The organism is Peribacillus sp. NPDC097224 (genome assembly GCF_044761985.1).
Lineage (GTDB): Bacteria > Bacillota > Bacilli > Bacillales > DSM-1321 > Peribacillus.
Window position 1 is genome coordinate 50,707 of sequence record NZ_JBIWDK010000010.1, and the last position, 23,008, is coordinate 73,714.

24 protein-coding genes are annotated in these 23,008 nt (G+C 44.4%); 21 read left to right on the plus strand and 3 right to left on the minus strand.

The annotated features are described in order from the left end of the window. Positions 1-35: 35 nt before the first annotated feature. The 6 genes from ACIQXR_RS17405 (at position 36) to lepB (ending at position 3,848) form a co-directional block, all read left to right on the plus strand. Entirely contained in the window at positions 36-485 is a 450-nt protein-coding gene (locus tag ACIQXR_RS17405) for an RrF2 family transcriptional regulator (protein WP_402874780.1), read from the plus strand. A 75-nt stretch (positions 486-560) separates the two neighbouring features. Continuing rightward, a complete protein-coding gene (locus ACIQXR_RS17410) occupies positions 561-1,265 on the plus strand; it encodes a DsbA family oxidoreductase (RefSeq protein ID WP_402874783.1) in 705 nt (234 codons plus the stop codon). 158 nt (positions 1,266-1,423) lie between these two features. Then, positions 1,424-2,227: a uroporphyrinogen-III synthase gene (locus tag ACIQXR_RS17415; protein ID WP_402874786.1), complete on the plus strand. Its 804-nt coding sequence runs from the start codon at positions 1,424-1,426 to the stop codon at positions 2,225-2,227. 79 nt (positions 2,228-2,306) lie between these two features. Beyond that, positions 2,307-2,483 (plus strand): DUF4083 domain-containing protein, encoded by a 177-nt coding sequence (locus ACIQXR_RS17420; protein ID WP_402874789.1) that lies wholly within the window; start codon positions 2,307-2,309, stop codon positions 2,481-2,483. Positions 2,484-2,572: 89 nt separating this feature from the next. Next, positions 2,573-2,995: a DUF4064 domain-containing protein gene (locus ACIQXR_RS17425; protein WP_402874792.1), complete on the plus strand. Its 423-nt coding sequence runs from the start codon at positions 2,573-2,575 to the stop codon at positions 2,993-2,995. 268 nt (positions 2,996-3,263) lie between these two features. Then, complete coding sequence (lepB, locus tag ACIQXR_RS17430; protein ID WP_402874795.1) at positions 3,264-3,848, plus strand: signal peptidase I; 585 nt, start codon at positions 3,264-3,266, stop codon at positions 3,846-3,848. A gap of 34 nt (positions 3,849-3,882) precedes the next feature. On the opposite strand, the gene ACIQXR_RS17435 is transcribed toward lepB, so the two are convergent. After that, positions 3,883-4,557, minus strand: a complete 675-nt coding sequence (locus tag ACIQXR_RS17435; RefSeq protein WP_402874799.1) for a VOC family protein — start codon at positions 4,555-4,557, stop codon at positions 3,883-3,885. A gap of 219 nt (positions 4,558-4,776) precedes the next feature. Between ACIQXR_RS17435 and ACIQXR_RS17440 the strand changes: the two genes are divergently transcribed. From ACIQXR_RS17440 to ACIQXR_RS17470, 7 genes are all read left to right on the plus strand, one after another. Next, positions 4,777-5,262: a DedA family protein gene (locus ACIQXR_RS17440; protein WP_402874802.1), complete on the plus strand. Its 486-nt coding sequence runs from the start codon at positions 4,777-4,779 to the stop codon at positions 5,260-5,262. Positions 5,263-5,491: 229 nt separating this feature from the next. Next, the gene (gene pepV / locus ACIQXR_RS17445) at positions 5,492-6,904 is read left to right on the plus strand and encodes a dipeptidase PepV (protein WP_402874805.1); all 1,413 of its coding nucleotides are present in this window, start codon (positions 5,492-5,494) and stop codon (positions 6,902-6,904) included. A 22-nt stretch (positions 6,905-6,926) separates the two neighbouring features. Then, on the plus strand, positions 6,927-7,781 hold the full coding sequence (gene dat, locus ACIQXR_RS17450; protein ID WP_402874807.1) for a D-amino-acid transaminase: 855 nt from the start codon (positions 6,927-6,929) through the stop codon (positions 7,779-7,781). A gap of 209 nt (positions 7,782-7,990) precedes the next feature. Next, a complete protein-coding gene (locus tag ACIQXR_RS17455) occupies positions 7,991-9,223 on the plus strand; it encodes an Nramp family divalent metal transporter (protein ID WP_402874810.1) in 1,233 nt (410 codons plus the stop codon). A 263-nt stretch (positions 9,224-9,486) separates the two neighbouring features. Next, positions 9,487-10,041: an RNA 2',3'-cyclic phosphodiesterase gene (thpR, locus tag ACIQXR_RS17460; protein WP_402874813.1), complete on the plus strand. Its 555-nt coding sequence runs from the start codon at positions 9,487-9,489 to the stop codon at positions 10,039-10,041. Between the two features lie 24 nt (positions 10,042-10,065). Next, a complete protein-coding gene (locus tag ACIQXR_RS17465; RefSeq protein WP_402874816.1) occupies positions 10,066-11,052 on the plus strand; it encodes an NERD domain-containing protein in 987 nt (328 codons plus the stop codon). An 857-nt stretch (positions 11,053-11,909) separates the two neighbouring features. After that, a complete protein-coding gene (locus ACIQXR_RS17470) occupies positions 11,910-12,692 on the plus strand; it encodes a phosphotransferase (protein WP_402874818.1) in 783 nt (260 codons plus the stop codon). Here the strand turns inward: ACIQXR_RS17470 and ACIQXR_RS17475 are convergent. After that, positions 12,689-12,967 (minus strand): YtzH-like family protein, encoded by a 279-nt coding sequence (locus ACIQXR_RS17475; RefSeq protein ID WP_402874821.1) that lies wholly within the window; start codon positions 12,965-12,967, stop codon positions 12,689-12,691. The genes ACIQXR_RS17470 and ACIQXR_RS17475 overlap by 4 nt on opposite strands. Positions 12,968-13,213: 246 nt before the next feature. On the opposite strand from ACIQXR_RS17475, the gene trmB reads away from it, so the two are divergent. Then, on the plus strand, positions 13,214-13,852 hold the full coding sequence (trmB, locus tag ACIQXR_RS17480) for a tRNA (guanosine(46)-N7)-methyltransferase TrmB (RefSeq protein ID WP_402874824.1): 639 nt from the start codon (positions 13,214-13,216) through the stop codon (positions 13,850-13,852). A 51-nt stretch (positions 13,853-13,903) separates the two neighbouring features. On the opposite strand, the gene ACIQXR_RS17485 is transcribed toward trmB, so the two are convergent. After that, positions 13,904-16,018: a sigma 54-interacting transcriptional regulator gene (locus tag ACIQXR_RS17485; protein ID WP_402874827.1), complete on the minus strand. Its 2,115-nt coding sequence runs from the start codon at positions 16,016-16,018 to the stop codon at positions 13,904-13,906. A gap of 296 nt (positions 16,019-16,314) precedes the next feature. Between ACIQXR_RS17485 and ACIQXR_RS17490 the strand changes: the two genes are divergently transcribed. The 7 genes from ACIQXR_RS17490 to menE are packed head-to-tail and all read left to right on the plus strand — an operon-like array spanning position 16,315 to position 23,006. After that, positions 16,315-17,103, plus strand: coding sequence for an enoyl-CoA hydratase/isomerase family protein (locus tag ACIQXR_RS17490; RefSeq protein ID WP_402874830.1), 789 nt, complete (start codon positions 16,315-16,317; stop codon positions 17,101-17,103). A gap of 22 nt (positions 17,104-17,125) precedes the next feature. Beyond that, positions 17,126-17,335 (plus strand): acetyl-CoA carboxylase biotin carboxyl carrier protein subunit, encoded by a 210-nt coding sequence (locus ACIQXR_RS17495; protein WP_402874831.1) that lies wholly within the window; start codon positions 17,126-17,128, stop codon positions 17,333-17,335. A 23-nt stretch (positions 17,336-17,358) separates the two neighbouring features. Further along, on the plus strand, positions 17,359-18,747 hold the full coding sequence (locus ACIQXR_RS17500; RefSeq protein ID WP_402874832.1) for an acyclic terpene utilization AtuA family protein: 1,389 nt from the start codon (positions 17,359-17,361) through the stop codon (positions 18,745-18,747). Continuing rightward, positions 18,728-19,081 carry an AtuA-related protein gene (locus ACIQXR_RS17505; protein WP_402874835.1) on the plus strand — a complete coding sequence of 118 codons (354 nt, stop codon included), beginning with the start codon at positions 18,728-18,730 and terminating at the stop codon, positions 19,079-19,081. The genes ACIQXR_RS17500 and ACIQXR_RS17505 overlap by 20 nt, the downstream gene beginning before the upstream one ends. Before the next feature lie 4 nt (positions 19,082-19,085). Beyond that, entirely contained in the window at positions 19,086-20,261 is a 1,176-nt protein-coding gene (locus tag ACIQXR_RS17510) for an acyl-CoA dehydrogenase family protein (protein WP_402874838.1), read from the plus strand. Then, positions 20,258-21,415 carry an acyl-CoA dehydrogenase family protein gene (locus ACIQXR_RS17515; RefSeq protein ID WP_402874840.1) on the plus strand — a complete coding sequence of 386 codons (1,158 nt, stop codon included), beginning with the start codon at positions 20,258-20,260 and terminating at the stop codon, positions 21,413-21,415. Before ACIQXR_RS17510 ends, ACIQXR_RS17515 begins: the two co-directional genes overlap by 4 nt. 55 nt (positions 21,416-21,470) lie before the next feature. Beyond that, a complete protein-coding gene (gene menE / locus ACIQXR_RS17520) occupies positions 21,471-23,006 on the plus strand; it encodes an o-succinylbenzoate--CoA ligase (protein WP_402874842.1) in 1,536 nt (511 codons plus the stop codon). Positions 23,007-23,008: the final 2 nt, after the last annotated feature.

A 23,008-nucleotide genomic window follows, 5' to 3' on the forward strand; every position in this document is an offset into this window, starting at 1 on the left:
ACAGTAGTTCATAGAAGATATAGGAGGAAATAGTGATGTCATCAAGTACTAAAAATAATCAAATCGGTCCCGCTCGGTTTGCCGTTGCTATTCACTCTCTGGTTTGGCTGGCGCAAAGTGGGAAGCTGCTGACGAGTTCCGTGATTGCATCAAAGGTCCATTCACATGCTACGTTTTTACGGAGGGTGATGGCCCAGCTTGCGGTAGCTGGAATCGTCGAGACCAAGGAAGGGCGTGAAGGTGGATATAGTCTTCATGTACCCGCCGATATCCTGACCTTGGCAGATGTATATCTGGCAGTGCGACCGGAATGTCTTGATTTCCTGGATACGAGTGAATGCGGGGAAGTCGGGAAACAGCTTGATCATGCTTTGGAAGAAATCATGAATGAGGCAGAACAGGAAACCCTGAAGCTCTTGAAAGGGTACACGCTAGAACAGTTCATGGACAAAATTGATTTTTCCGAAAGTGGGTACCTAGGCTAATATCCTTGCAGAAGGATATTCTGCCCTATATAATGTGCTTAAAGTAATTGCATTTAATTCAAGGAGGGTCTTAACATGAAGGTGGAAATTTGGTCGGATTATCAATGTCCGTTTTGTTATATTGGAAAGCGTCGTTTCGAGGATGCGTTGAATCAATTTGAAAATAAGGATCAGGTCGAGGTTGAATTCCGTAGTTTTGAGTTGAATCCGGAAGCGGAACGGGATATCAATATGAGCCAAAGTGAGATGTTGGCGAAGAAATACGGCATGTCACAGGCTCAGGTGGAAGCCAACAGCCAAAATATGACCCAACAAGCTGCAGAGTTGGGGCTTGACTATCATTTAGACAAAGTCGTCTTGACGAATTCCTTTGATGCTCACCGCTTGATGCATTTTGCCGAATCAAAAGGAAAAGGGAAAGAAATGAATGAACGTCTGTTCAAAGCATACTTCACGGAAGGCAAGCATATCGGCGACCATGCCACATTGGCGGATTTGGCAGAAGAAGTCGGTCTTGATCAGTCTGAAGTGGAAAAGATGTTAGCGGGCACAGCCTTCACGGCGGAAGTAAGGGGCAACGAACAAGAAGGAAGTTTGCTTGGGATTACGGGAGTTCCATTCTATGTGATCAACCGAAAGTACGGCGTCTCAGGAGCTCAGCCTGCCGAAGCGTTTTTAGATACATTGAGGAAGGTATGGGCAGAGGAAAACCCGTTGCAAATGGTGAATGAAACAGGGGATGCTTGCACGGATGGTTCTTGTAGCGTACCGGAAAAGTAAACGCTACGAATGGAGACTTGGACATGTTCTGAGTCTCTTTTTTTATGTAAAGGATCCCGGGGATACGGAAAGAAGCTTCTTTTTTATAGTTTCATAGACTGAAAATTTGTATAATGGGGATAAGACTATAGATGAAGCATACATATGGAGGGTCATGAATGAGTAAGCTTAACGGCAGGACAGTTGCTCTTTTGGGAGCAAGGAAAATGGAAGAACTCAGTAAAATCGTTGATAATCTAGGGGGCGTCCCGCTTGTCCGGTCAGCACAAGGCACGGTATATCTGGATGATTCCCATCTGGAGGAGGATGTTACCCGTTTAATAGAAGGAGAGTTCGATTGGATCATTCTTACGACGGGAGTGGGCACGGAACTCTTATATAATACCGCTGTAAGAATGGAAGCGGGGGACCGTTTTATAGAAGCTTTGCAAAAAATGAAGATTGCCGTTCGTGGGTATAAAACGAAAAACCTGCTTAAGAAGCTTGGCCTGGAGCCTGACGTCCGTGATGATGATGGCAGTACGGCAGGATTGGTTCGCAATCTTGATGGACATTTGCTCGGCGGTGTGAAAGTCGCCTTGCAACTGCATGGAGATCCGGCACCGCTTTTGATGAACTGGTTGGATGAACAAAAAGTCGAACATAAAGAGATATTGCCCTATGAACATATTGCCCCGGAAACCGAAACGATGCATCTCTTAATTGGGGAAATCCTCGATGGGAAAATAGATGCCGTTGTGTTCACGAGTGCGCCCCAGCCTCGAAATTTGATGAGATTTGCCCGTGAACTAGGTGTGGAAAAACGCTTAATTGACCGCTTTGCAACGGATGTCGTGGCCCTGGCTGTCGGTAAAGTGACGGCGCAAGTCATCATCGAGGCAGGGATTGACCGGGTCATCTATCCAGAAGATCAACGGATGGGCAGTGCGATGGTCGAGCTGGTGAAGTTTTATACGAGTTAAATGAAATCTATCGTAAAGCGTTAGTCTTCTAATCTTTCATTCAGTAAGCCGCCGATTGATGACAGGGGGGAAGCCTTATATGGAATGGACTATTGGTGATGTATTGTGGCAATTATTTTTCCTGGGACTTCTTGTATTACTGGTTGTGATGATCGTGAAAATCATTCGTTTTTTTCAAAAACATACGAAAGGCGTTTCCAGCGTGGAAAAGAAGACGAAAGAACTTGAGGGACGCATCGATAAAGACAAAAAGTGAAGAGGACCCGGTTATATTACATACAATCTTTACTTCCTTCCTAAATGGGGTAGAGTATCTAAGTAACTTTTTCTTGGGGGGAAGTATATATGAAACGTACCGGTGAATTTGTGTTAAGCATTATTGGAGTATCGATCGCAACCATTTCCTTACTTGTGGGAATCATTACGGCTGTCTACACCAGCACGGTCGACCTAACGGAACTGGTTGAATATTCATTAGGTTCCGACGTGGAGATGGCGGCTTCCGAAATGGAGATGACACTCCAACTGTTCCACGTACTATTGTGGGGAGGAATTGTATCGTTGGCGTTTGCTCTGCTAGGTGGACTGATTGCCATCATTCTCTTGAAAAAAGGCAGAGTGAAAGCGGCCGGTATTGTATTCATCATTATCGGCATTCTTACTATATTCCATATATGGCCACTGATCTTCTTCATCGTGCCGGGAATTATGTGCCTAGTAAGGAAAGAAAGAATTCAAAATGAAGAGATTGAATATAACCAGTATTAAATATCATTCTCCATGTCTAGTTGCTTACATCAAATGAAGGGGCGCATTCGATTTACCTATCGAATGCGCTTCTTGCTAGGTTACATAAAAGTCCCAAGCTGAACGGAGGAATCGAACCAATTGTTCCTTTGTCTGTTTATTATCTGTTGCCTCATTCTACCATCTGAAAGGATAATTCAACCGCTATAACGAATAATTCAATAATATGCCAAAGTTAGGGGAAAATGTGGGCATTTGTATGAAGTGATTATGTTCTTACTGTGATATAATGACTAGACTAAAACACAAGAGAGAGGGACTTCGATTGGAAAAAAGCAAAGAGGTTTTTTCGTGGGTTAAAGCGATTGGGATTGCGGTCGTATTGGCTTTTCTGATTCGAACATATATATTTGCCCCTATAGTCGTGGATGGGGAATCTATGATGCCGACTTTACAAGATCATGAAAGAATTGTGCTCACTAAGTTTGGCACGAGTATTGGTAGCATCGACCGATTTGATATCGTCGTCTTCCATGCAACGGAAGATAAAGATTACATAAAACGGGTGATTGGCCTCCCGGGTGATCATATTGAATATAAGGATGACACGCTTTATATTAATGGCAAGAAATATGATGAACCCTATTTAGATGAATATAAAGAAGAAATGGGCGGGGAGCCATTGACTGGTTCTTTCAAGCTTGAGGAAGTGTCAGGCAGCATGACCGTACCGGATGACCACCTGTTCGTGATGGGGGACAACCGCCAGAATAGTCTGGACAGCCGTGAAATCGGACCCGTTTCCGTAGAGGAAATAGTCGGTAAGGCGAATTTGGTATATTGGCCCATCAAGGAATTTAAAATCGTGAAATAAAGGAACGGACTCGACTATCGAGTCCGTTCTTTCGTTATGCTTTAGAAATCCGCGTTTCGCCTGCACCATCTTGGATGATGCGTGTTTTGAAATCGACTTCTATCATGAGAGGATGGATTTCGGCATATTGCTCTGAAAAAATCCACCGTCGTCCTGGTTTGCCCAACAATAGAAATGCCCCGTCGCTACCCATGAATGTAAGACCATCGGGATTCAAGGATTCGCCATCCCGGATTGGGATATTCCTGTTGATCAGCTGTTGGCCAATCCCCTCGATATCCCGAGTCGTCAGATTGATCTCCCCGATGCTTAATAAAGAGTTCATTGAAAAAGGCTCATTGCTCTCGGGTGCGATGGAATGCCTTGCAATGAACTCGACAACATTATGGCTAGGGTCGGTGAAATAAAGCGAATGGGCATGGATATGGCTGAAGTACACTTCATCAACCCCCTCTTCCCTATTTAAAGGAGTGCGTGCGGTGATCCATTTCTTCGCCTCCTTGAATTGATTGGAAGGGATGTTGAAGGCCAAATGATAGAATGGCTTGCTACCGCTTTTGGCTTCAGTGAAAATCAATTCACTTGCCCCTATCTTTATCGAAAAGCTATTAGGTGTCTCCCTGAGTAATTTGGCGCCAAGCCGGTTCAGATAAAAAGCTTTTGTTTTTGCTAGAGAATTTGAAGCGAGGTTTACTTTGTTGATCAGCATAACTTCACACCCCTTTTCCTTATTTCTTCCATTATAAAATAATTCGGCTGGATAAGCGCCAAAAGGAAATTTATCTGCAAATTTTGAAGTTTTTTTTAGAAAAACCACTCATTTGGGTTAAATTGGGTTATTCTATAAGGTAGAAGTAATCACGTTAACCAGACCCGTACCGAAATTGGATTACTTCTTACATAGGGTGTCTGAGATGGAGTACGAAGAATGGACATGGTAAAAGAGTTAATTTCAAACTATGGTTATTTTGCGATATATGGACTTTTAGCATTAGGGATCATCGGGTTGCCTGTTCCCGATGAGTTCATGATGACGTTTGTCGGCTATTTGGCTTCTATTTCTGTTTTGAATGTACAAGGTGCATTCTTTGTCAGCTTTCTAGGTTCGGTTTCGGGGATGTTGGTCAGTTATTTCATCGGGAAAAAAATTGGCAAGCCTTTCCTAAGGAAACATGGAAGGTGGATTCGGATGACTCCGACACGGTTGGAGAGTCTTGAGAGATGGTTTAATAAATACGGACCGTGGACCCTTATCATCGCCTATTTCATTCCGGGAATCCGCCATTTTGCCAGTTATTTTTCTGGAATGAATGGAATGGGTAAACGCAAATATTGTATCTTTGCTGGTGTAGGGGCATTCAGTTGGTGCTTGGTGTTTACTGCTGTTGGCTATTTCATTGGTGTTTTGACTTAAAGGATAATGGGCCTTGCCTGGCAACAAAGACTGGTTCCTTTATATATGATGGAGATCCGTTCTGTTCGTGGAAGCGGGTCTATTTTTTATGAGTGGATTGTGATTGAATCATGTGCCTGTTTTATGAGCGTCAAATTACGGGAATAAGAAAGAATGGTCTCAACACTTGGCGATAAATATAGAAATAGTGATAAAATGAGAAATATATGAAAAAGGGAGTTGTCATGATTTGAGTGAATTGAATTGGCGCGAAGAAGTAGAAAAAAGAAAAATGGACCTTTTGGTCGATACACAGAACCTATTGAAGATAAAGAGTGTATTGGATGAAAGCCAAGCAACAGAAGAGGCTCCATTTGGCAAAGGAGTCAAGGAAGCATTGGATTATATGCTCCAGTTAGCGGAAAAAGACGGATTTACCGTGAAAAATGTCGATAATGTTGCCGGGCATATTGAAATGGGCGAGGGTGAGGAGTTAATCGGGATTTTATGTCATGTCGATGTAGTTCCTGAAGGAGATGGCTGGAGCTCAGATCCATTTGGCGCCGAGATACGCAACGGACGGATCTATGCGCGTGGGGCAATCGACGATAAAGGGCCGACGATGGCGGCTTATCATGCCATGAAACTTGTCCGGGAGCTTGGCAAGCCATTGAACAAGCGTGTTCGAATGATCATTGGTACGGATGAGGAATCAGATTGGCGTTGTGTCGATCGTTATTTCGAAGTGGAGGAAATGCCGACGATGGGCTTTGCCCCGGATGCAGATTTCCCTATCATCAGTGCGGAAAAAGGAATCTGGGATTATTCCATCATTCAGCCAGCGGATGCAGGTCCCGGAACGAATTCAGAAGTGAATGTTTTGGAATTTTCTTCAGGCCGAAGAACGAATATGGTACCCGACTTCGCAACGGCCATTGTGGAAGCGGCCAACCCTGCTGAAATCGTTGCAGGCTACCAGAACTATTTACAAAGATATTCGCTGAAAGGACAGGCTGTGCCACAAAAAAATCAAGTCCTACTTGAACTGAATGGCGTTTCAGCCCATGCGATGGAACCGAAAAATGGAGTCAATGCGGGTCTGCATTTAGCTGTGTTCTTGGCGGACTTATCACTAGATCCCCATGCAAAATCCTATTTCACTTTCATCAAGGATTATCTATTTGAAGATTCCCGTGGCACTAAGTTGGGTGTCGCCTATACGGATGAACAAACAGGTGAATTGACGATCAATGCCGGCACATTCAATTATTCGAAACAAGGCGATAGCTCCATCGGATTCAGTATGCGTTACCCGGTCACATATGAATGGGAAAAGCAAAAAGAAGCGTTAGAACAAAAGCTTTCCACATATAATCTACGTGTGGAATCCAATTCGCTTTCGACTCCTCACTATGTGAACAGTGATAGCTTCTTGATCAAGACGCTCCAAGAAGTGTATGAAGCGGAAACGGGTGAACAAGCGGAGCTCCTTTCCATCGGTGGCGGAACATATGCCCGCTCATTAAAGGAAGGCGTCGCATTCGGCCCTCTATTCCCAGGTAGTGAGGATATCGCGCACCAAAAGGATGAGTATATCGATATAGAAGATATGCTGAAGGCAACGGCCATTTATGCCCGTGCCATTCATGAACTAGCCAAATAAGAGGGTAAGAAGGAGTAAGGACATGGGGAAGATCATTTATAACGGTGAATTGAAAGACCGGTCTGCCATCCAGATAGATGTCGAGGATCGAGGATACCAGTTCGGCGATGGTGTTTATGAAGTCATCCGTGTTTATAACGGAAAACTATTTGCAGCTGACATGCATCTAAACCGACTCATGGACAGCGCGAAACTGATTCAACTGAAGGTTCCTTTTACGGTGGCAGAGATCAAGGAAAGGACAAAAGAACTGATTACTGCAGAGAATCTGGAATATGGTATTGTCTACATGCAATTGACGAGAGGCACTTCGCCCCGTAATCACGCATTTCCAATAGGTGAAGTAGACCCTGTTTTTGTCGCTTATACCAAGGACATGCCATATACAGGAAGTAAGCCTGGGGTCAAAGCTGTCACGGTTGAGGATATCCGTTGGTTACGTTGCAACATCAAGAGCTTGAATTTGCTAGGTAATATATTGGCTAAGCAGCAAGCCGTTGAAGCAGGCTGTGACGAAGCGATCCAACATCGGGATGGAACGGTTACGGAGGGAAGTTCATCCAATGTGGCGATCATCGTGAAGGGTACGCTGAAGACGCACCCGGCAACGAATCTGATCCTGAATGGGATTACCCGCCAGATCCTACTTAAGCTGTGCAACGATAAGGGCATTTCTTATGTTGAAGAACCTTTCACCCTCTCGGACATGATGGATGCGGATGAAGTCCTGTATACAAGCACAGGCGTTGAAATCACGCCAATCACCGCAATCGATGGGCAATTGATTGGGGATGGAAAGGCCGGAAGCATCACACTCCAACTACAAAAGTTATTTACACAGGAAATCGAGCGACAATGTGGTAGTTTAACTGAATAGATTCCCAATCCCCCTGTCTGAATGGAGGCAGGGGGATTTCTATGTGTACATTTTTCGAAACGCAACATGCTTATGAACCCGATCCCTATACGGTCCGTTTTTAGTAAGCATCCATTTTGACATTTTCAAACTACAGGCATATACTTTTTCATATCAAAAGTTTACCTTGCGCAACTTTTTAAGCCGCGTATAAAAAGGAGTTGGAGTGCATGTCTTCTTTACATGGAGATACGAGAGGCTTTAAAAAGCTGCTCCCCTTTTTAGGGCCAGCTTTTATAGCCGCCGTTGCTTACATTGATCCAGGGAATTACGCAACGAACATTGCCGCGGGTTCAAAATATGGCTATACGTTATTATGGGTTATTCTTGCGTCCAATTTAATGGCGGTCTTGATACAGTCCTTGTCTGCAAAATTAGGAATAGCAACAGGGAAAAACCTTCCTGAACTATGCCGTGAGACATTTTCCAAAAAGTCTTCGTTCTTTTTATGGATTCAAGCCGAAATCGTCATAATGGCGACGGATTTAGCCGAGTTTATCGGAGCGGCACTCGGGATTTATTTACTGTTCGATCTTCCGCTTATCACTTCCGCGCTTATTGCGGCAATCGGGTCATTTGCCATTTTAGAGTTTCAGCGCAGAGGATACCGTACATTCGAAGCGTTGATCACAGGGATGATATTCGTGGTGGTGCTTGCTTTTGGCGCTCAAGTTTTTTATGCGAAACCGGACACCTCAGCACTCCTTATGGGTCTTCTCACACCCAAGTTCGAAGGAGTCGATAGCATCTTGCTATCAGCTGGGATGCTTGGGGCGACTGTCATGCCACATGCGATATACTTACATTCTTCTCTGACGCAAAAACGAATCATTGGGAAGGACGAAATGGAACGGAAACGGATTTTTCGTTTTGAGTTTATTGATATCGCCATTGCCATGCTCATAGCGGGTGCCATCAATGCTGCCATGCTAGTGGTTTCGGCTGCATTGTTTCATAAAAGTGGGGTGCTTGTAGAAGATTTGGATGTGGCCTATGACCAATTTGCCTTGATGCTAGGGCCATCTGTTGCCATGTTTTTTGGAATCGGCTTATTGTTTGCCGGTCTATCAAGCTCGTCCGTCGGTATGCTCACAGGGGATGTCGTCATGCAGGGGTTCATAAAAAAACATATCCCCATCTATTTGAGAAGGCTGATCACGACGATTCCTCCATTAGTGATCATTTTGATGGGAGTGAATCCGTCCAAAGCACTCGTAATGAGTCAAGTCGTACTATCGTTTGGGATTGCATTTGCGCTCATTCCGCTCATACGGTTTACAAGTGATAAGAAAATCATGGGCAATCTAGTCAATCACAAAGTGACGTCGGGCTGTGCCTGGATCATCGCTGTCCTCATTATCGGACTGAACCTGTTTTTGCTATATGAGACGCTACTTGGGTAATGCCATTAAAATCGGATAAAGCAAAGGGGAGGACCAGCTGATGGTCCTTCTCTTTTGCTTTCCTTTCCTAAGGAAGGTGTAAGAAGCGGGGGTAGCCTAATGTAAGAGCGATGGATATACGAATTGTTGTAGTCATAAGGTGGCATGAATAACGGGGGAAAGGGGAGACTGAGAAGGGCTCCGCGTTTGATGCTACTAGGGAAGTTTTTGCGTGGGAATTATGGTAAAATTATATAGAAAACGGGAAGGGATGTTAGTGTCCGATGAATACTCATTTTTTCTTTGCTTTAGTACTGCCAGATGATATTAAGCATCATTTACATAACCAGACAAATGAAGTGAAATCGGAGTTTCCATTTAAGAAATGGTTACATCCAGCCGATTATCATATTACGATGGCATTTCTGGGAAATGCCGAAGATACAATGAAAGAAGAAGCGCTGGAAAAAATAAAACGTGCACTCGCCAATGAACAGTCGTTTGAGCTCGAGGTAGAGGGGATCGATGTTTTTGGTAAAAAAGAGAGCCCGCGTATTTTGTGGGCAGGCGTCAAACAGGAAGAAAGGCTGACTTCCATCCAAAAGAAAATCTATGCATCATGCGTAGAGGCAGGTTTTGAATTGGACAAAAAACCTTTCAAACCGCATATTACTCTGGCCAGGAAATTCGAGGGTGAGACCCCTTTTTCCATCAATGAGGCCCGTCAGCTGGCAAATCCGGAAGCGAAAGCATTTCAAGCTTCCCAAATAGCCCTTTATCAGACACATCTTGGGGCATCCCCTTCATACGAACCAGTATATACAATAAACCTTCAATAATAGAGGAAGATGGGTGGTGGTCGAATGGCACAGCTCATAAAAATACAGGATTACATTTCCCGGTATGAGCAGGATATTTATCGATATCCGTCACAATTTGCAAAGTTAAAAAAACAACAGTGGGATAAACTGCAGGCCGCCTATCACGCAGGTGAGCTAGAACAGCTGTACAGCCAACCAGATGAAGAACAAACCCTGTTCAAAGGCACGACGACGGAGGAAGAGCCAAAGGGGCTCTTCCGTAAAGTAAAAGGATTGTTCCAAAGGTCGGACGGTCAAGAGAAAGAGGCCGAAGAAATTCATATACCGAACCCCGTGATCAATCATAATGTCTTTTCGTTAAGGGTTCCTGCAAATCCAGCAAACTTGGATGAACTTAAGCAGAATTTCTTAAACCAGTTACTTCGTTTCCAGATGAAATGGGGCAGCTCGACGCTTCGTGAAAGGTCTTATGTGGACCAATCATTCTTTCTAGAAGAAAAACTCCGCTTTTTCCTGCAGCGTTTTCCTGATACATTTCTTGTTTTATATAAACCTATCTTTCTATTGAAAAATGCTCCGATCGAAGTCGATGTCATTTTGCTTACGCCGGTGGATGTCTGGTGCATCACCTTTCTCGAAGCGGAAGAGGATGCAGCCTTTATTGGATCGAGCGATCGGTTTTGGCTACGGCGGCATCATAAGTATCCGGACAAAAAAGTTCTCAATCCTTTCTTGGCCGTTAACCGGATGGGAAGTATTGTTTCCCAGTTATTTGAACTGTATGAAGTGAATCTACCGATAAAAAAAGTGGTCCTTTCGCGGAATGGCTATATGGATTACCCGGAGACTCCATACGACATTGATTTATTGGATAAGCGGACTTTTCCGGAATGGTTTGACAGGATGCGGTCGATATCTTCCCCGCTTAAGGCGCAGCAGCTAAAAGGGGCACAGGCTCTCTTGGATTATTGCCAAACGACTTCAAGCCTACGTCCGGAATGGGATGCCGATCAACAACAGGATTCATAATCGTTGGAGGGGATGGTCTGCTACACGAAGTCATAAACGGAGCGGATTCATTCCCTTATGCAACCACTGGCCCCCCATTCCAGGTGGTTCGGAAAGGACTATGTAAGAGGTGTTCAGAAACGGCTAATCGAATGAATCGCTTTCTTATTTTTTTGTATGATGTCTGCAATCACCTATGGAGTGAACCGTTCCCCCCTTAAATAAATGGTTGAATTTTATAAAAACGGGTAAATTAATTTATCTATTCATTTTATCGAAAAATTATTTTTACATACCTTCAAGGGCCTAAGGACTGATGGGGAAAGAGCTCCCTTGAGCTACGAGCTACGTACAGTCGATGATATCTCCATCTTTATAAAGCATGGATTGTGCTTCCTGAACGCATGATGGAAAGGTGTAAATGAAGAACATGGACTCTATTTCCGGTAAAGTGAGAGCCGTTTAGAATTTTCGATCCGCCGAAGGTCAGACAGATGGAGAAAATATCGGGATGAATGAGGTAGAAGTAGGGGTCCTGAAGGAGAAATTTCGGGTCATGTTCAAGGGTAGTCAATGCTTATCCTTTTCGAAATGATTCCTTTGTACTTGTTTTATGGGTATAATCGTTTTATAGTACTTGACGAAGAAACCATATTTCAACTAAAATTTAATTTATGGCTATTGTTAGATTGCTCAATAGCTATTTTTTATTTTCTTATCATAATGATGTTTTATTGCGGGATTAGTTCCGATGCACGTATACATGCAGCTACGCCAACAGGCGGGTTCTTTAATAAACATTAGGTAGTGGTATTACATACACTAGGTGAACGTACTTACATTTGTATGATTAAGCGAGGAAATCGAAGGTGAGCCAGTTGGAACATTTAATAGGTCAGGAGTGGGATATATCCCCTGCTGGAGGAGCTACGGGAGAAGCGTTCATTGCCGAGAAAGATGGGCAAAAGCTGTTCCTGAAACGAAATTCATCGCCATTTTTAGCTGTTCTTTCGGCCGAGGGCATTGTTCCAAAGTTAGTGTGGACAAAACGCCTCGCAAATGGGGATGTGATTACGGCCCAGCATTGGATGGAAGGTAGGGAGCTAACTCAAGCAGAAATGGCCAAAGAGAGGGTTGCCAAACTGCTTCAGAAAATACATCAATCCGACCCTTTATTAAGCATGCTTAAAAGGCTTGGTAAAAGTCCTTTACGGCCTGAAAGTATACTTACAGACATAGAAAACGGTTTATCTTTAGAGGTAAATAACCTAATGATCATCAAGCAGGCCATTCAATTTCTAGAGAATAACCTACTGTTGATTGAATGCGATGAGAATGTCGTGTGCCATTGCGACGTGAACCATAATAATTGGCTTATGACCGAAACCGACGGATTGTTTTTAATTGATTGGGATGCTCCGGTCATTGGTGATCCAGCCATCGATCTTGGCATGCTATTGTATTCTTATGTGCCACGCGGCGAATGGGAACAATGGTTAGCCCGTTACGGTAAAAAGCTGGATGCGGGATTGGAAATGAGGATGAAATGGCACACAGTTTCCCAACTCGTGCTTTCCATCCAGTGGCATCATAGTAGAGAGCGGTACGAGGAAAGAAATGATTTACTGATGAAACTAGAATCCCTATTAATGGACGGTTAATTAAATTGATTGATGTCATCGATCCATTGGGACAAATCGTCCTGATGGGAATTGATATGTGCCTCTGAATCCGAGGCTCCGATGCCTGTCTGGCTATATTCGTAAATTTCTTTTAGTATCGTTTTTACATTTTGATCGATATCGGCATTGACCATCAATGATTTGACAAGCCTTTCAACTTGTTCATATTCGGCGACGGAACCGCAGCAGTCCGTGTTTTGGTTGTATAAAATGTCTTTTAACAGATGTAATTGGTTTTCATGGGAAAGCGGCATAGTATCGCTCCTTTCTAATTATGAAATCAACTGGATCCCTAAAGATTTTTTTGCTGTTCTCTTGATTATGGTGTGTGTTGCAAAAAGTTTTATACATGATAATCGCAGAGACTGCCGCCTGGATGGCCGGCAGTTTTTTTGTTTAATGAGGGAATGAAGCAGTCCGATTACGAGAAAATGAACTTGCAGGAATCCATAATCTCGTGTTATGGTTTGAACGATTATATTATAAATAGGGGTGTCATCATGCGTTTAAGAAATAAACCTTGGGCTGAAGACCGTTTGAATGAATATCCGCAATATGTGATTCAGCAGCCAGTGAGCCATAAAGGTAAATGGCATGAAGTATTCGGTAACGATAATCCGTTATATATTGAAGTAGGTACGGGAAAAGGCCGTTTTATTACAGAAATGGCAAAAGCCCATCCTGATGTGAATTTCATTGGAATTGAAGTATATAGAAGTGTAATCGTTGCGGCACTGGATTTGCTGATTGAAGCGGATGTGCCAAACTTAAAGCTGTTGAACGTGGATGCAGCCAATTTAGCAGATTACTTTGCAAAAGGTGACGTGGACCGAGTTTATTTGAATTTTTCCGATCCATGGCCGAAATCGCGTCACGCGAAGCGCCGGTTAACGTATAAGACCTTCCTTGAAACGTATGAAAGCATTCTTCCGGATCAAGGGGAAATCCACTTTAAAACGGATAACCAAGGTCTGTTCGAGTCATCCTTGAAGAGCATTTCCGAGTATGGCATGCTGTTGAAATATGTGAGTCTTGATTTGCATAACAGTGATTTCGAAGGCAATATCATGACGGAATACGAAGAGAAGTTCTCAAGTAAAGGCAATGTGATCTACCGTTTAGAAGCAAAATACCGGTAACATGCAAAAAAACCAGGCGATGGGCGTCTGGTTTTTTTGTTTGGAGTAGCTTTATTGGAAAGTAGTGATCACTCCGTATCTTTTCAACTTTTGATAGATGTTCGACCGGCTGATGCCAAGTAATTGTGCAGCTTCTGTCTTATTTCCTTTTGTTTGCGCGAGAGCTTCAAGTAAAATTTCTTTTTCGGTATCTTCCATTTGTTTCTTTGGGAAAAGGGTCTTGGTTGGATAAGATGGGTTTAGTGTGTTTTGGTTTGGCTGCGGGGTAGTGGTTTCTAATTGGATATGGTAGTCGGTTATCCAGTTTTCTGAACAAAAGTGATAGGCACGTTCTAACACATTTTCAAGCTGGCGCACATTGCCTGGCCAATTATATTTTTGTAGCTTCTGAAAGGCATCCGTCGTTACACCGATGACGCCTTTAGGATTATAGCGCTGAAATTTTTGCATGAAATGCTCACATAAAATCGGTATGTCTTCCAGTCTTTTTCGGAGTGGAGGAATTTCGAGTTGAATGACATTGAGCCGGTAATAGAGGTCTTCCCGAAATTTCCCTTCTTTAATGAGCTGGAGGAGGTTCCGGTTGGTCGATGCGAGAATCCGAACATCGGATTTGCGTGTTTTAGTGCCGCCGACGCGCTCATACTCTTTTTCCTGTAATACGCGTAGAAGTTTTACCTGAAGGGATAGCGGCATTTCACCAATCTCGTCAAGCAAGAGAGTGCCACCTTCCGCAAGCTCGAATTTCCCGGGTTTCCCGCCTTTTAACGCTCCTGAAAAAGCTCCTTCATCATATCCGAAAAACTCAGACTCAAGCAGAGCTTCCGGGATTGCCGCACAATTAATTTTAATGAAACTGCCTTTCCGTCCTGATGCTAGGTTGATGCCATTGGCGAGCAATTCCTTTCCGGTTCCGCTTTCACCGACTATCAGGATGCTGGAAAATCCCTGGGCCGCAGTAAAAGCCTCCTGCTTCAAGCGCTGGAGGAGGGGACTGATGGTTACTAGTTGGGAAAATGTCGTGTTAAGTTGGGATACTCTGCTCAACTCCTGGCGGTAATGGTTGAGTTCATGTTCTAGCTTGTCCATATGCGCGAATAATTCCTTCCACGCATCAAGTTGTTTATAGATGATTTTAATGATGGTCCCGATGCTGCGCCCTTCTTTCTTCATTGTTTTCTTTGTCAATATCGCTTTATTCCTCTTAACATTTACATACATTCCTTGTGTTTCCTCACCCAGGCTTGCCATGGACCTGAAAATTTCCGGGGCAACTTTTCTCAATGGTTGGCCAATCACTTCAGCCAATGAGTCCACCTCGATCATATTCAAAAATCCTTGATTCGCTTTAGTAATCATTCCTGCAGAATCTGTGAGCAGGACAGCATCATAGGCAAGTTCCAATGCATTGTCGAGAGTTTGCTCGATTTTCTTCGTGGACTCCAATTCACTGGCAATCTTTTCATATTTGGTCACATCCTCTAGTACAATCATGGCGCCAATAATTTGATTCCATTCCTTAAGTGGCAAAACAGAATACATGAGAGTCGTATGATTGATATCGATTTTCATCGTCTCAAAGGCGGTTCCGGTTTTTAAGGCTTCCTTAACAGTGGGCAATATGGAAGGTATGACAGAAGAAATAGGCTTATCAAGAATCTGATCATTCTTTTGGTTTCCTAGGAGGTTTTGGGCAGCTTCATTTAATGAGTCGATTCTTTCGTCCATATTAACCGAAATGACACCCGAACTTAAATGATTCATTAATACCCTGAGCCGTTTGGCAAGGTGCTCCGACTCGGTAATCAGGCCCGTGACGATACTGGCCCTGGATAAGATGCCAGTGACCTCTTTCTTGCTATTCATGATGACGGAATGGGCAATATTTGAATGCAACAGCACTTCCTTCGCTTTGAAAACGCTATCATCTTCCAGGAAGCTGACAACGGGATTGATGATTGCCCGCTCAATTGAATCCTCTAATTGGGCATGCTGCAAGATTAAGCGTGTTATCGAATTCCTGGTTACGATTCCGGTGAATTCCCCATCCTTGAACACGCACGCAATATCTTGCCGTTGTTCTAGAAATAGTTCCAAAACTTTCTGGATGGTGGTCTCGGGAGTCAATCTTATGAAGTGGTGGGTCATGATATTTGTGACCTGCATAACATCCCTCTTCCTTTTAAAAGTTTCTCATACCTATGATTATACAAAATATTCCAATAAATACAATGTAATTAAATGTCCACTTTTAAAGACAGATGGTTTGAAAAAAACACAAATGTTCACTGAAGGAACGACATTCATGACGAGTAATCCGGAGGAGGAGGTTTGCCCCATTGATAAAAAAATGGTGGTGTAAGCAGATTCAGTCAAAAGTTCCATTTTAAAAAAGAAAAAAACGTAAAGTTGGCATGAGGCTTGCATTAATACTAAGTATCAAAATGGTGAGGTGAAAATTATTGAGCAATTATCAGACGATAACCTATGAAGAAACCGAGCAGGTAGCGTTAATCCGTTTAAACATGCCGGAAATGAGAAATCCCTTGTCGATGGAAATGTGTAAGGAACTGGTCCAGGCCATTCGCTTTGCGGATGACAAAGAGGATATCCGTTCCATTTTATTGACGGGTACCGGTAAAGCTTTTTCAGCTGGAGCGGATATTAGAGGATTTCAGGGGAATTTGACTAAGTCTGCACCCCAACTATATGAAGAGGGAATTGAAAGTACAGGGCTCTTTAAACTAGGTTCCACCGTCAAAACGCCCATTATCGCCGCAGTGAATGGAGCGGCCCTTGGAGGGGGAGCCGGGTTGGTTGCGATGAGCCATCTCGCAGTAGCCTCTGATAAAGCGAAAATCGGATTGACCGAACTGAAGCTGGGCATTGTTCCCTTTGTGATAATGCCGCTTGTAAGGCGCGCCGTTGGCGATCGTAAGCTGCTTGAAATGATGCTTACGGCAAATACCTATACGGCATTGGAGGCAAAGGATTTACAGCTGGTCCACAAAGTCGTCCCGCATGATCAATTGGAGGAAGAGGCGTGGAAGCTGGCAAAACAGGTGGCATCCTATAGTCCGCTTGCCGTACGGCTTAGTCTGGAGGCCTTCTATTTGACGGAACAGGTGGATTTGCCAAAATCAATGGATTTATTGTCGATGATGCGGATCGTGTCTTTTCAGAGTGAGGATTTGAAAGAAGGAGCCATGGCCTTTATAGAAAAACGGTCACCGGTTTGGACAGGAAGATAAAACGAAAAGGAGATGGATGAAGATGAAAGTAACGGCGCCGATGAGTGGGTCTGTTTGGAAAATCACAAGTGAGTCAGGGAAACAGGTGGAAGCGGGTGAAACGATCGTCATTTTGGAATCCATGAAAATGGAAATCCCGATCACTGCGGAAACGGGGGGAACCGTAAAGACCATTTCCGTTCAAGAAGGGGATTTCATCCAGGAACATGATGTTGTGGCTATTATCGAATGAAGGTTGAAAGGGGTGGAGCTAAAATGAAATCGGTTCGAGTCGGAGCGGCACAAGGCTTTTACGGAGATACGTTTAATGGGGCGCTCATGAATGTTCAATATGGGGATATAGATTACCTATCATTTGATTGTTTAGCTGAACTGACGATGGCCATTTTGGCAAAGGATAAACAAAAGCGGGAAGACACGGGCTATACGAAAGATATTGGCATCGCTATGAATATGCTGTTGCCTCTTGCAAAGGAGAAAGGGATCAAGATCTTGACGAATGCGGGTGGTATTAATCCAATCGGTGCACAAGAAGAAGTGCTGAGTATCGCTAGGGAGCTTGGCCTGAACGATTTAAAGGTCGCAGTCATTACGGGTGATAATATTTTGCCACATATCGATGAACTAATTGAGCTTGGAATGGACTTGGAGGATTTGGAAACAGGCCGGCCATTCACGAAAGAAGTTCAGCAAAAATTACTGTTTGCGAATGCATATATCGGCTCACAGCCACTTGTGGAGGCCTTAAGGCAAGGGGCGGATGTGGTCATTTCCGGAAGGTCAACGGATACCGCGCAGTTCCTCGCCCCTTTGATTTATGAATTCGGTTGGGAAAAGGATGATTGGAACAGGCTTGCAAGCGGCATTTTCATGGGTCATTTGTTAGAGTGTTCAGCACAATCGACTGGCGGTAATTTTAGTGGCAGGTGGCAGGACATCGAAAACTTTGAAAATATCGGTTACCCGATAGCCGAGATGTATGAAAACGGTGAATTCATCGTCACCAAGCCAAAGGATAGCGGTGGTCTCGTTTCCGTGGATACGGTCAAAGAGCAAATGCTGTATGAAATCCACGATCCATCCGCTTATATCACGCCAGACGTCGTGGTGGATATCACAGGCGTCACGCTAGAACAGGTCGGCAAGGATGAAGTGAAGGTGAAGGGAGTGAAGGGGAAGGAAAGCCCGAAAACGTTAAAAGCTGTAATGGGATTTGAAAACGGTTACATGGGTCAGGCACTCATTGGCTATTCGTGGCCCGATGCATTCGAAAAAGCGAAAAGTGCAGACCGAATCATCCGTAACCAGATAGAGCAGAGGGGACTTCCTTTCGACGAAATTCGCACTGATTTCGTCGGTTACAATTCGCTTCATGGCCCACTTGCTAAGTTACCGCAGGAGGATATTAATGAATTGTATGTGCGGATTGTTGTCAAAGCCCAGGATAAACGGGTGGCAGACGGTTTCCGCAGGTTGATTCCCCCGCTTGCCTTGAATGGTCCGCCGACATTGTCGGCAGTAGGCAATATCCCAACCAGACAGTTGCTTGGCATGTGGTCGACGCTGATTGATCGGGAATGGGTGGAAGCAAATATTTCGGTATCGATCAAGGAGGTTGAAGCGTATGCCAAAAGTGACTCTTAATCTCATCGCACATGCCCGCTCAGGAGATAAAGGCAATACAGTCAATATCGGTGTCTTTGCCAATAGTGAGGAACTGTATCCGTATCTTAAAGAACAAATGACGTCCCAGGCGGTGAAGGAGTTCTTTACAGAGCTTGTGAAAGGGGAAGTCATCCGTTATGAGATGCCAAATATCTCCGCCTTGAATTTCGTTTGCCATGAAGCATTGGGCGGCGGCGGATCGTCATCGCTTAGAATCGACAACTTGGGGAAATGTTTCGGTTCCAATATCTTGCGTTTCCCGATTGAAGTCCCGGAAGAATTGGCTAGCAAACTATTAAAGGTTGGGGTGTGAAGAAATGAGCTATGAACCATATTTTACTGACGAACATCACGAACTAAGGAAGACGGTTCGAAAGTTTGTTGAAAAAGAAATTACACCATACGTAGCAGAGTGGGAAAAGGACGGAATTTTTCCTCGTGACCTATTTAAAAGAATGGGGGATTTAGGGTACCTCGGTCTTCGTTATCCGGAAGAGGTCGGTGGTCAAGGTTGGGATTACTTTGCTGGCGTGGTTTTTGCCGAAGAAATGGCCCGCAGCGGCGTGGGTGGCTTTCCGATGGCGATTGCGGTCCAAACTGATATGGCGACACCGCCGATATTGGAATTCGGCACCGATGAACAGAAGGAAACCTATTTAAAACCCGCCATCCGAGGTGAAAAAATTGCGGCTATCGGGATTTCCGAGCCAAATCATGGTTCGGATGTCGCCTCGATTGAAACGCGGGCGCGCCGTGATGGGGACACATGGATCATCAACGGTGCAAAAACCTTCATTACGAATGGTACGCGCGCTGATTTCATCACGCTTGTCGTAAGGACGTCAGATGCACCTGGACATAAAGGGATTTCGATGATTCTAGTGGATTTGGACCTTCCCGGTGTAACCGTAGCAAAGAAGCTGGATAAACTCGGGATGCGTTCTTCGGATACAGCAGAGCTTGTATTTGAAGACGTACGTGTACCATATACGAACCTTCTGGGCGTCGAGGGGAAAGGTTTCATGCAGATTATGTGGGAACTACAGGGCGAACGGCTGATTGGAGCTGCGGGATCAGTAGGGATGGCCGATTATGCATATGAGCTGGCACGTGATTATGCAAGAACAAGAAAGCAATTTTATCAGGAAATCGCCAATTTCCAAGTGATCAGCCATTTATTGACAGAAATGAAGACGGAGATTGAGGTCGTGAAGGAGATGACCTATTCAACGGCATACCGCTTCGGTCGAGGCGAGATTCCGGCAAAGGAAATCTCCATGGCTAAATTGGCAGCGGCGAAAATGGCTCATTGGGTCGCCGATCGTGCCCTTCAGATTTTTGGCGGCAATGGCTATATGATGGAATATCCCATTCAACGGATCTGGAGAGACACCAGATTATATAGGATTGGCGGCGGAACCGATGAGATCATGAAAGAAATCATAGCAAAAACAATGGGCTTGGAAGAATACAAGGAGGTGGTCAGACGATGAGCCATTGGATTTTTACAGAAGAGCATAAGATCTTTCGGAAATCGGTACGCAAGTTCATTGAAAAGGAGGTCACCCCTTACGTTGAACAATATGAAGAAGCAGGGGAAACGCCTCGCGTCTTATTTGAACGAATGGCTGAACTCGGGTTTTTAGGGATTAAATATCCTGAAGAATATGGTGGACTCGGTTTGGATTTAGTGACAGAGATGGTGTTTTTGGAGGAACTGTCTAAATGCGGTGCGGGCGGGACTGGTGCGGCCATTGGTGCGCATATCGGGATTGCGACCACACCGATATGGCGTTTTGGGTCCCATGAACAAAAAGAAAAATATTTGGTCCCGGCAATCAAGGGAGAGAAGATTGCCGCACTCGGCATTACGGAGCCCGGTGCGGGAAGTGATGTATCATCCATTGCCACTAAAGCTGTGAGAGAAGGGGACCATTACATCTTGAATGGATCCAAAACCTTCATCACGAATGGAGTGAATGCGGATTTCATCATTGTCGCTGCGAAAACGGCTGACAGCCTGCCACATATGAGTCTGTCTTTATTCATTGTCGAGACGGCCTGGGAAGGTTTTTCCGTTGGCAAGAAGCTCGATAAATTAGGCTGGCGCAGTTCCGATACGGGTGAGCTGTATTTTGAAAATATGAAAATACCGGTCGAAAACATGATTGGTGAGGAAAATGAAGGGTTTAAGAAAATCATGGTCAATTTCCAGTGGGAGCGGTTGACGATGGCGTTCACGAGCGTGGCGCTTGCGGAGAAGGTGTTGGAAGAAACGGTTCAATATGCAAGGGATCGCAAGCAATTCGGAGATTCAATCCTGCAGTTTCAAGTACTGCGCCATAAGCTCGTCGATATGGCTGTCGATATTGAAAAGGCAAAGAACATTACGTACCGGGCCGTTGAACAGTACGGCAAGGGGGTCAACGTAACGACCGAAGCTACGATGGCGAAGGCGTATGCTGCTGAAATGGTGAATCGGGTCTGTGATGAGGCCCTTCAAATTCACGGTGGAAACGGATATATGATGGAATACCCGATACAGAGGTACTGGCGGGATGCCCGGCTTCAGCCAATTGGTGGGGGGACAACACAAATCATGCGCGAGATTTTATCGAAACGCTTGAAAATTACAGATGGGTTTTAACATAAGTCTCTATTAATAATGGCCCTTGGTATTTTTAAAAATGAGGTGGCTGGATATGAGTGCTAATGTAGGTTATTGGTTAACCCATCATAGTGAAAATATACCGAATAAAACAGCAATCGTTTATGGAAACCTGCGATTGACCTATATGCAGTTGAACAATCGGGTCAACCGTTTGTCACATGCCCTTTTGGATCAGGGTGTGAGGAAAGGCGACAGGGTCAATGTCCTGCTGTTAAACACAAATGAATTTTTGGAAACACTTTTCGCCTGTGCAAAAATCGGAGCGATATTCGTACCAATCAATATCCGCCTCAGTGCACCGGAAGTAGATTATATCGTTAAGGATTCGAGCAGTTCAGTCTTCATTTACGATGTGCGTCTCCAGTTCATCATAGAAGAGCTAAAGGAAAAGAACGAAACACACCTCCAATTCATTGAAGTGAATCCAGGAGGTGATCGTGAATCCTCTCCCTATGAAAAATTGATTGGTGAGTATCCATCCTCGGAGACTGGTTTTGAGCTGAATGCGGATGATTACTTGATGCTTATGTATACATCCGGAACGACAGGCAAGCCCAAAGGAGCGATTTTGACACATGGCAATACACTAGCGAACATCATGAATGGGCTTTACCTCTTGCCGGTGACAGCCGAGGACATTACATTGACGGTTGCCCCGTTGTTCCATATTGGTGGGCTCGGAATTTCCACAACACAAATGATGTATTTGGGCGGTACTGTCGTGCTGCTTGACTTGTTCACCCCTCAATCGACGCTAGAATGGATTGAAAAGGAGAAGGTTTCGACCGTGTTCATGGTCCCATCGATGTGGCAGTTGGTCATGCATGATTCAAGAATCGAGGATTATGATTTAAGCTCTCTCCGTTTGGCATGTTCTGGAGGGGCGCCATGCCCACTTCCGGTCATCGAATATTTCAAGGGTAAAGGCATTCCATTCATGGAAGGGTTCGGGATGACCGAGACGGCGCCTATCGTCAGTATATTGAAAGAGGAAGATACGATACGTAAAATCGGGTCGGTCGGAAAACCACCCATCCATGTCGGTGTCAAGATTGTTGATCCGACAGACAGGGAAGTGCCTATTGGCCAAGTGGGTGAACTAGCCATCAAGGGTCCAAACGTAACGGTCGGTTATTGGAATAAACCGGAAGCAACCAAGGAAGCACTTCGATCCGGCTGGTTTTATACTGGCGACCTCGCAAAAATCGATGATGAAGGCTACATCTATATTGTCGATCGGAAAAAAGACATGATAATTAGCGGCGGGGAAAACATTTATCCGATCGAAGTTGAACAAGTACTTGTCAGGATGCCAAATGTGAAGGAAGTTGCCGTCATTGGCATCCCTAATGAAAAATGGGGCGAAGTGATCAAGGCCTATATCGTCTTAAACAGCCCACGTCAGACAATTAAGTTAGACGATATCCGAGAGTATTGTGATGGCAGATTAGCACGATTCAAGATGCCAAAGGAAATAGAGCTATTGGATGAACTGCCGAGAAATGCGACAGGGAAAGTATTGAAACGTGCTCTATCTAAACCATACGAAACGGAAAAGAGGGTGTAAGG

Coding starts and splice junctions, on each gene's coding strand:
- dat (WP_402874807.1), top strand. CDS start 6,927: ATGGGGAAGATCATTTATAACGGTGAATTGAAAGACCGGTCTGCCATC.
- ACIQXR_RS17455 (WP_402874810.1), top strand. CDS start 7,991: ATGTCTTCTTTACATGGAGATACGAGAGGCTTTAAAAAGCTGCTCCCC.
- ACIQXR_RS17435 (WP_402874799.1), bottom strand. CDS start 4,557: ATGCTGATCAACAAAGTAAACCTCGCTTCAAATTCTCTAGCAAAAACA.
- ACIQXR_RS17515 (WP_402874840.1), top strand. CDS start 20,258: ATGAGCCATTGGATTTTTACAGAAGAGCATAAGATCTTTCGGAAATCG.
- ACIQXR_RS17475 (WP_402874821.1), bottom strand. CDS start 12,967: ATGCCGCTTTCCCATGAAAACCAATTACATCTGTTAAAAGACATTTTA.
- ACIQXR_RS17440 (WP_402874802.1), top strand. CDS start 4,777: ATGGACATGGTAAAAGAGTTAATTTCAAACTATGGTTATTTTGCGATA.
- ACIQXR_RS17420 (WP_402874789.1), top strand. CDS start 2,307: ATGGAATGGACTATTGGTGATGTATTGTGGCAATTATTTTTCCTGGGA.
- ACIQXR_RS17485 (WP_402874827.1), bottom strand. CDS start 16,018: ATGCAGGTCACAAATATCATGACCCACCACTTCATAAGATTGACTCCC.
- ACIQXR_RS17465 (WP_402874816.1), top strand. CDS start 10,066: ATGGCACAGCTCATAAAAATACAGGATTACATTTCCCGGTATGAGCAG.
- ACIQXR_RS17495 (WP_402874831.1), top strand. CDS start 17,126: ATGAAAGTAACGGCGCCGATGAGTGGGTCTGTTTGGAAAATCACAAGT.
- ACIQXR_RS17425 (WP_402874792.1), top strand. CDS start 2,573: ATGAAACGTACCGGTGAATTTGTGTTAAGCATTATTGGAGTATCGATC.
- ACIQXR_RS17405 (WP_402874780.1), top strand. CDS start 36: ATGTCATCAAGTACTAAAAATAATCAAATCGGTCCCGCTCGGTTTGCC.
- menE (WP_402874842.1), top strand. CDS start 21,471: ATGAGTGCTAATGTAGGTTATTGGTTAACCCATCATAGTGAAAATATA.
- ACIQXR_RS17500 (WP_402874832.1), top strand. CDS start 17,359: ATGAAATCGGTTCGAGTCGGAGCGGCACAAGGCTTTTACGGAGATACG.
- ACIQXR_RS17505 (WP_402874835.1), top strand. CDS start 18,728: ATGCCAAAAGTGACTCTTAATCTCATCGCACATGCCCGCTCAGGAGAT.
- thpR (WP_402874813.1), top strand. CDS start 9,487: ATGAATACTCATTTTTTCTTTGCTTTAGTACTGCCAGATGATATTAAG.
- trmB (WP_402874824.1), top strand. CDS start 13,214: ATGCGTTTAAGAAATAAACCTTGGGCTGAAGACCGTTTGAATGAATAT.
- lepB (WP_402874795.1), top strand. CDS start 3,264: ATGACTAGACTAAAACACAAGAGAGAGGGACTTCGATTGGAAAAAAGC.
- ACIQXR_RS17510 (WP_402874838.1), top strand. CDS start 19,086: ATGAGCTATGAACCATATTTTACTGACGAACATCACGAACTAAGGAAG.
- ACIQXR_RS17410 (WP_402874783.1), top strand. CDS start 561: ATGAAGGTGGAAATTTGGTCGGATTATCAATGTCCGTTTTGTTATATT.
- ACIQXR_RS17415 (WP_402874786.1), top strand. CDS start 1,424: ATGAGTAAGCTTAACGGCAGGACAGTTGCTCTTTTGGGAGCAAGGAAA.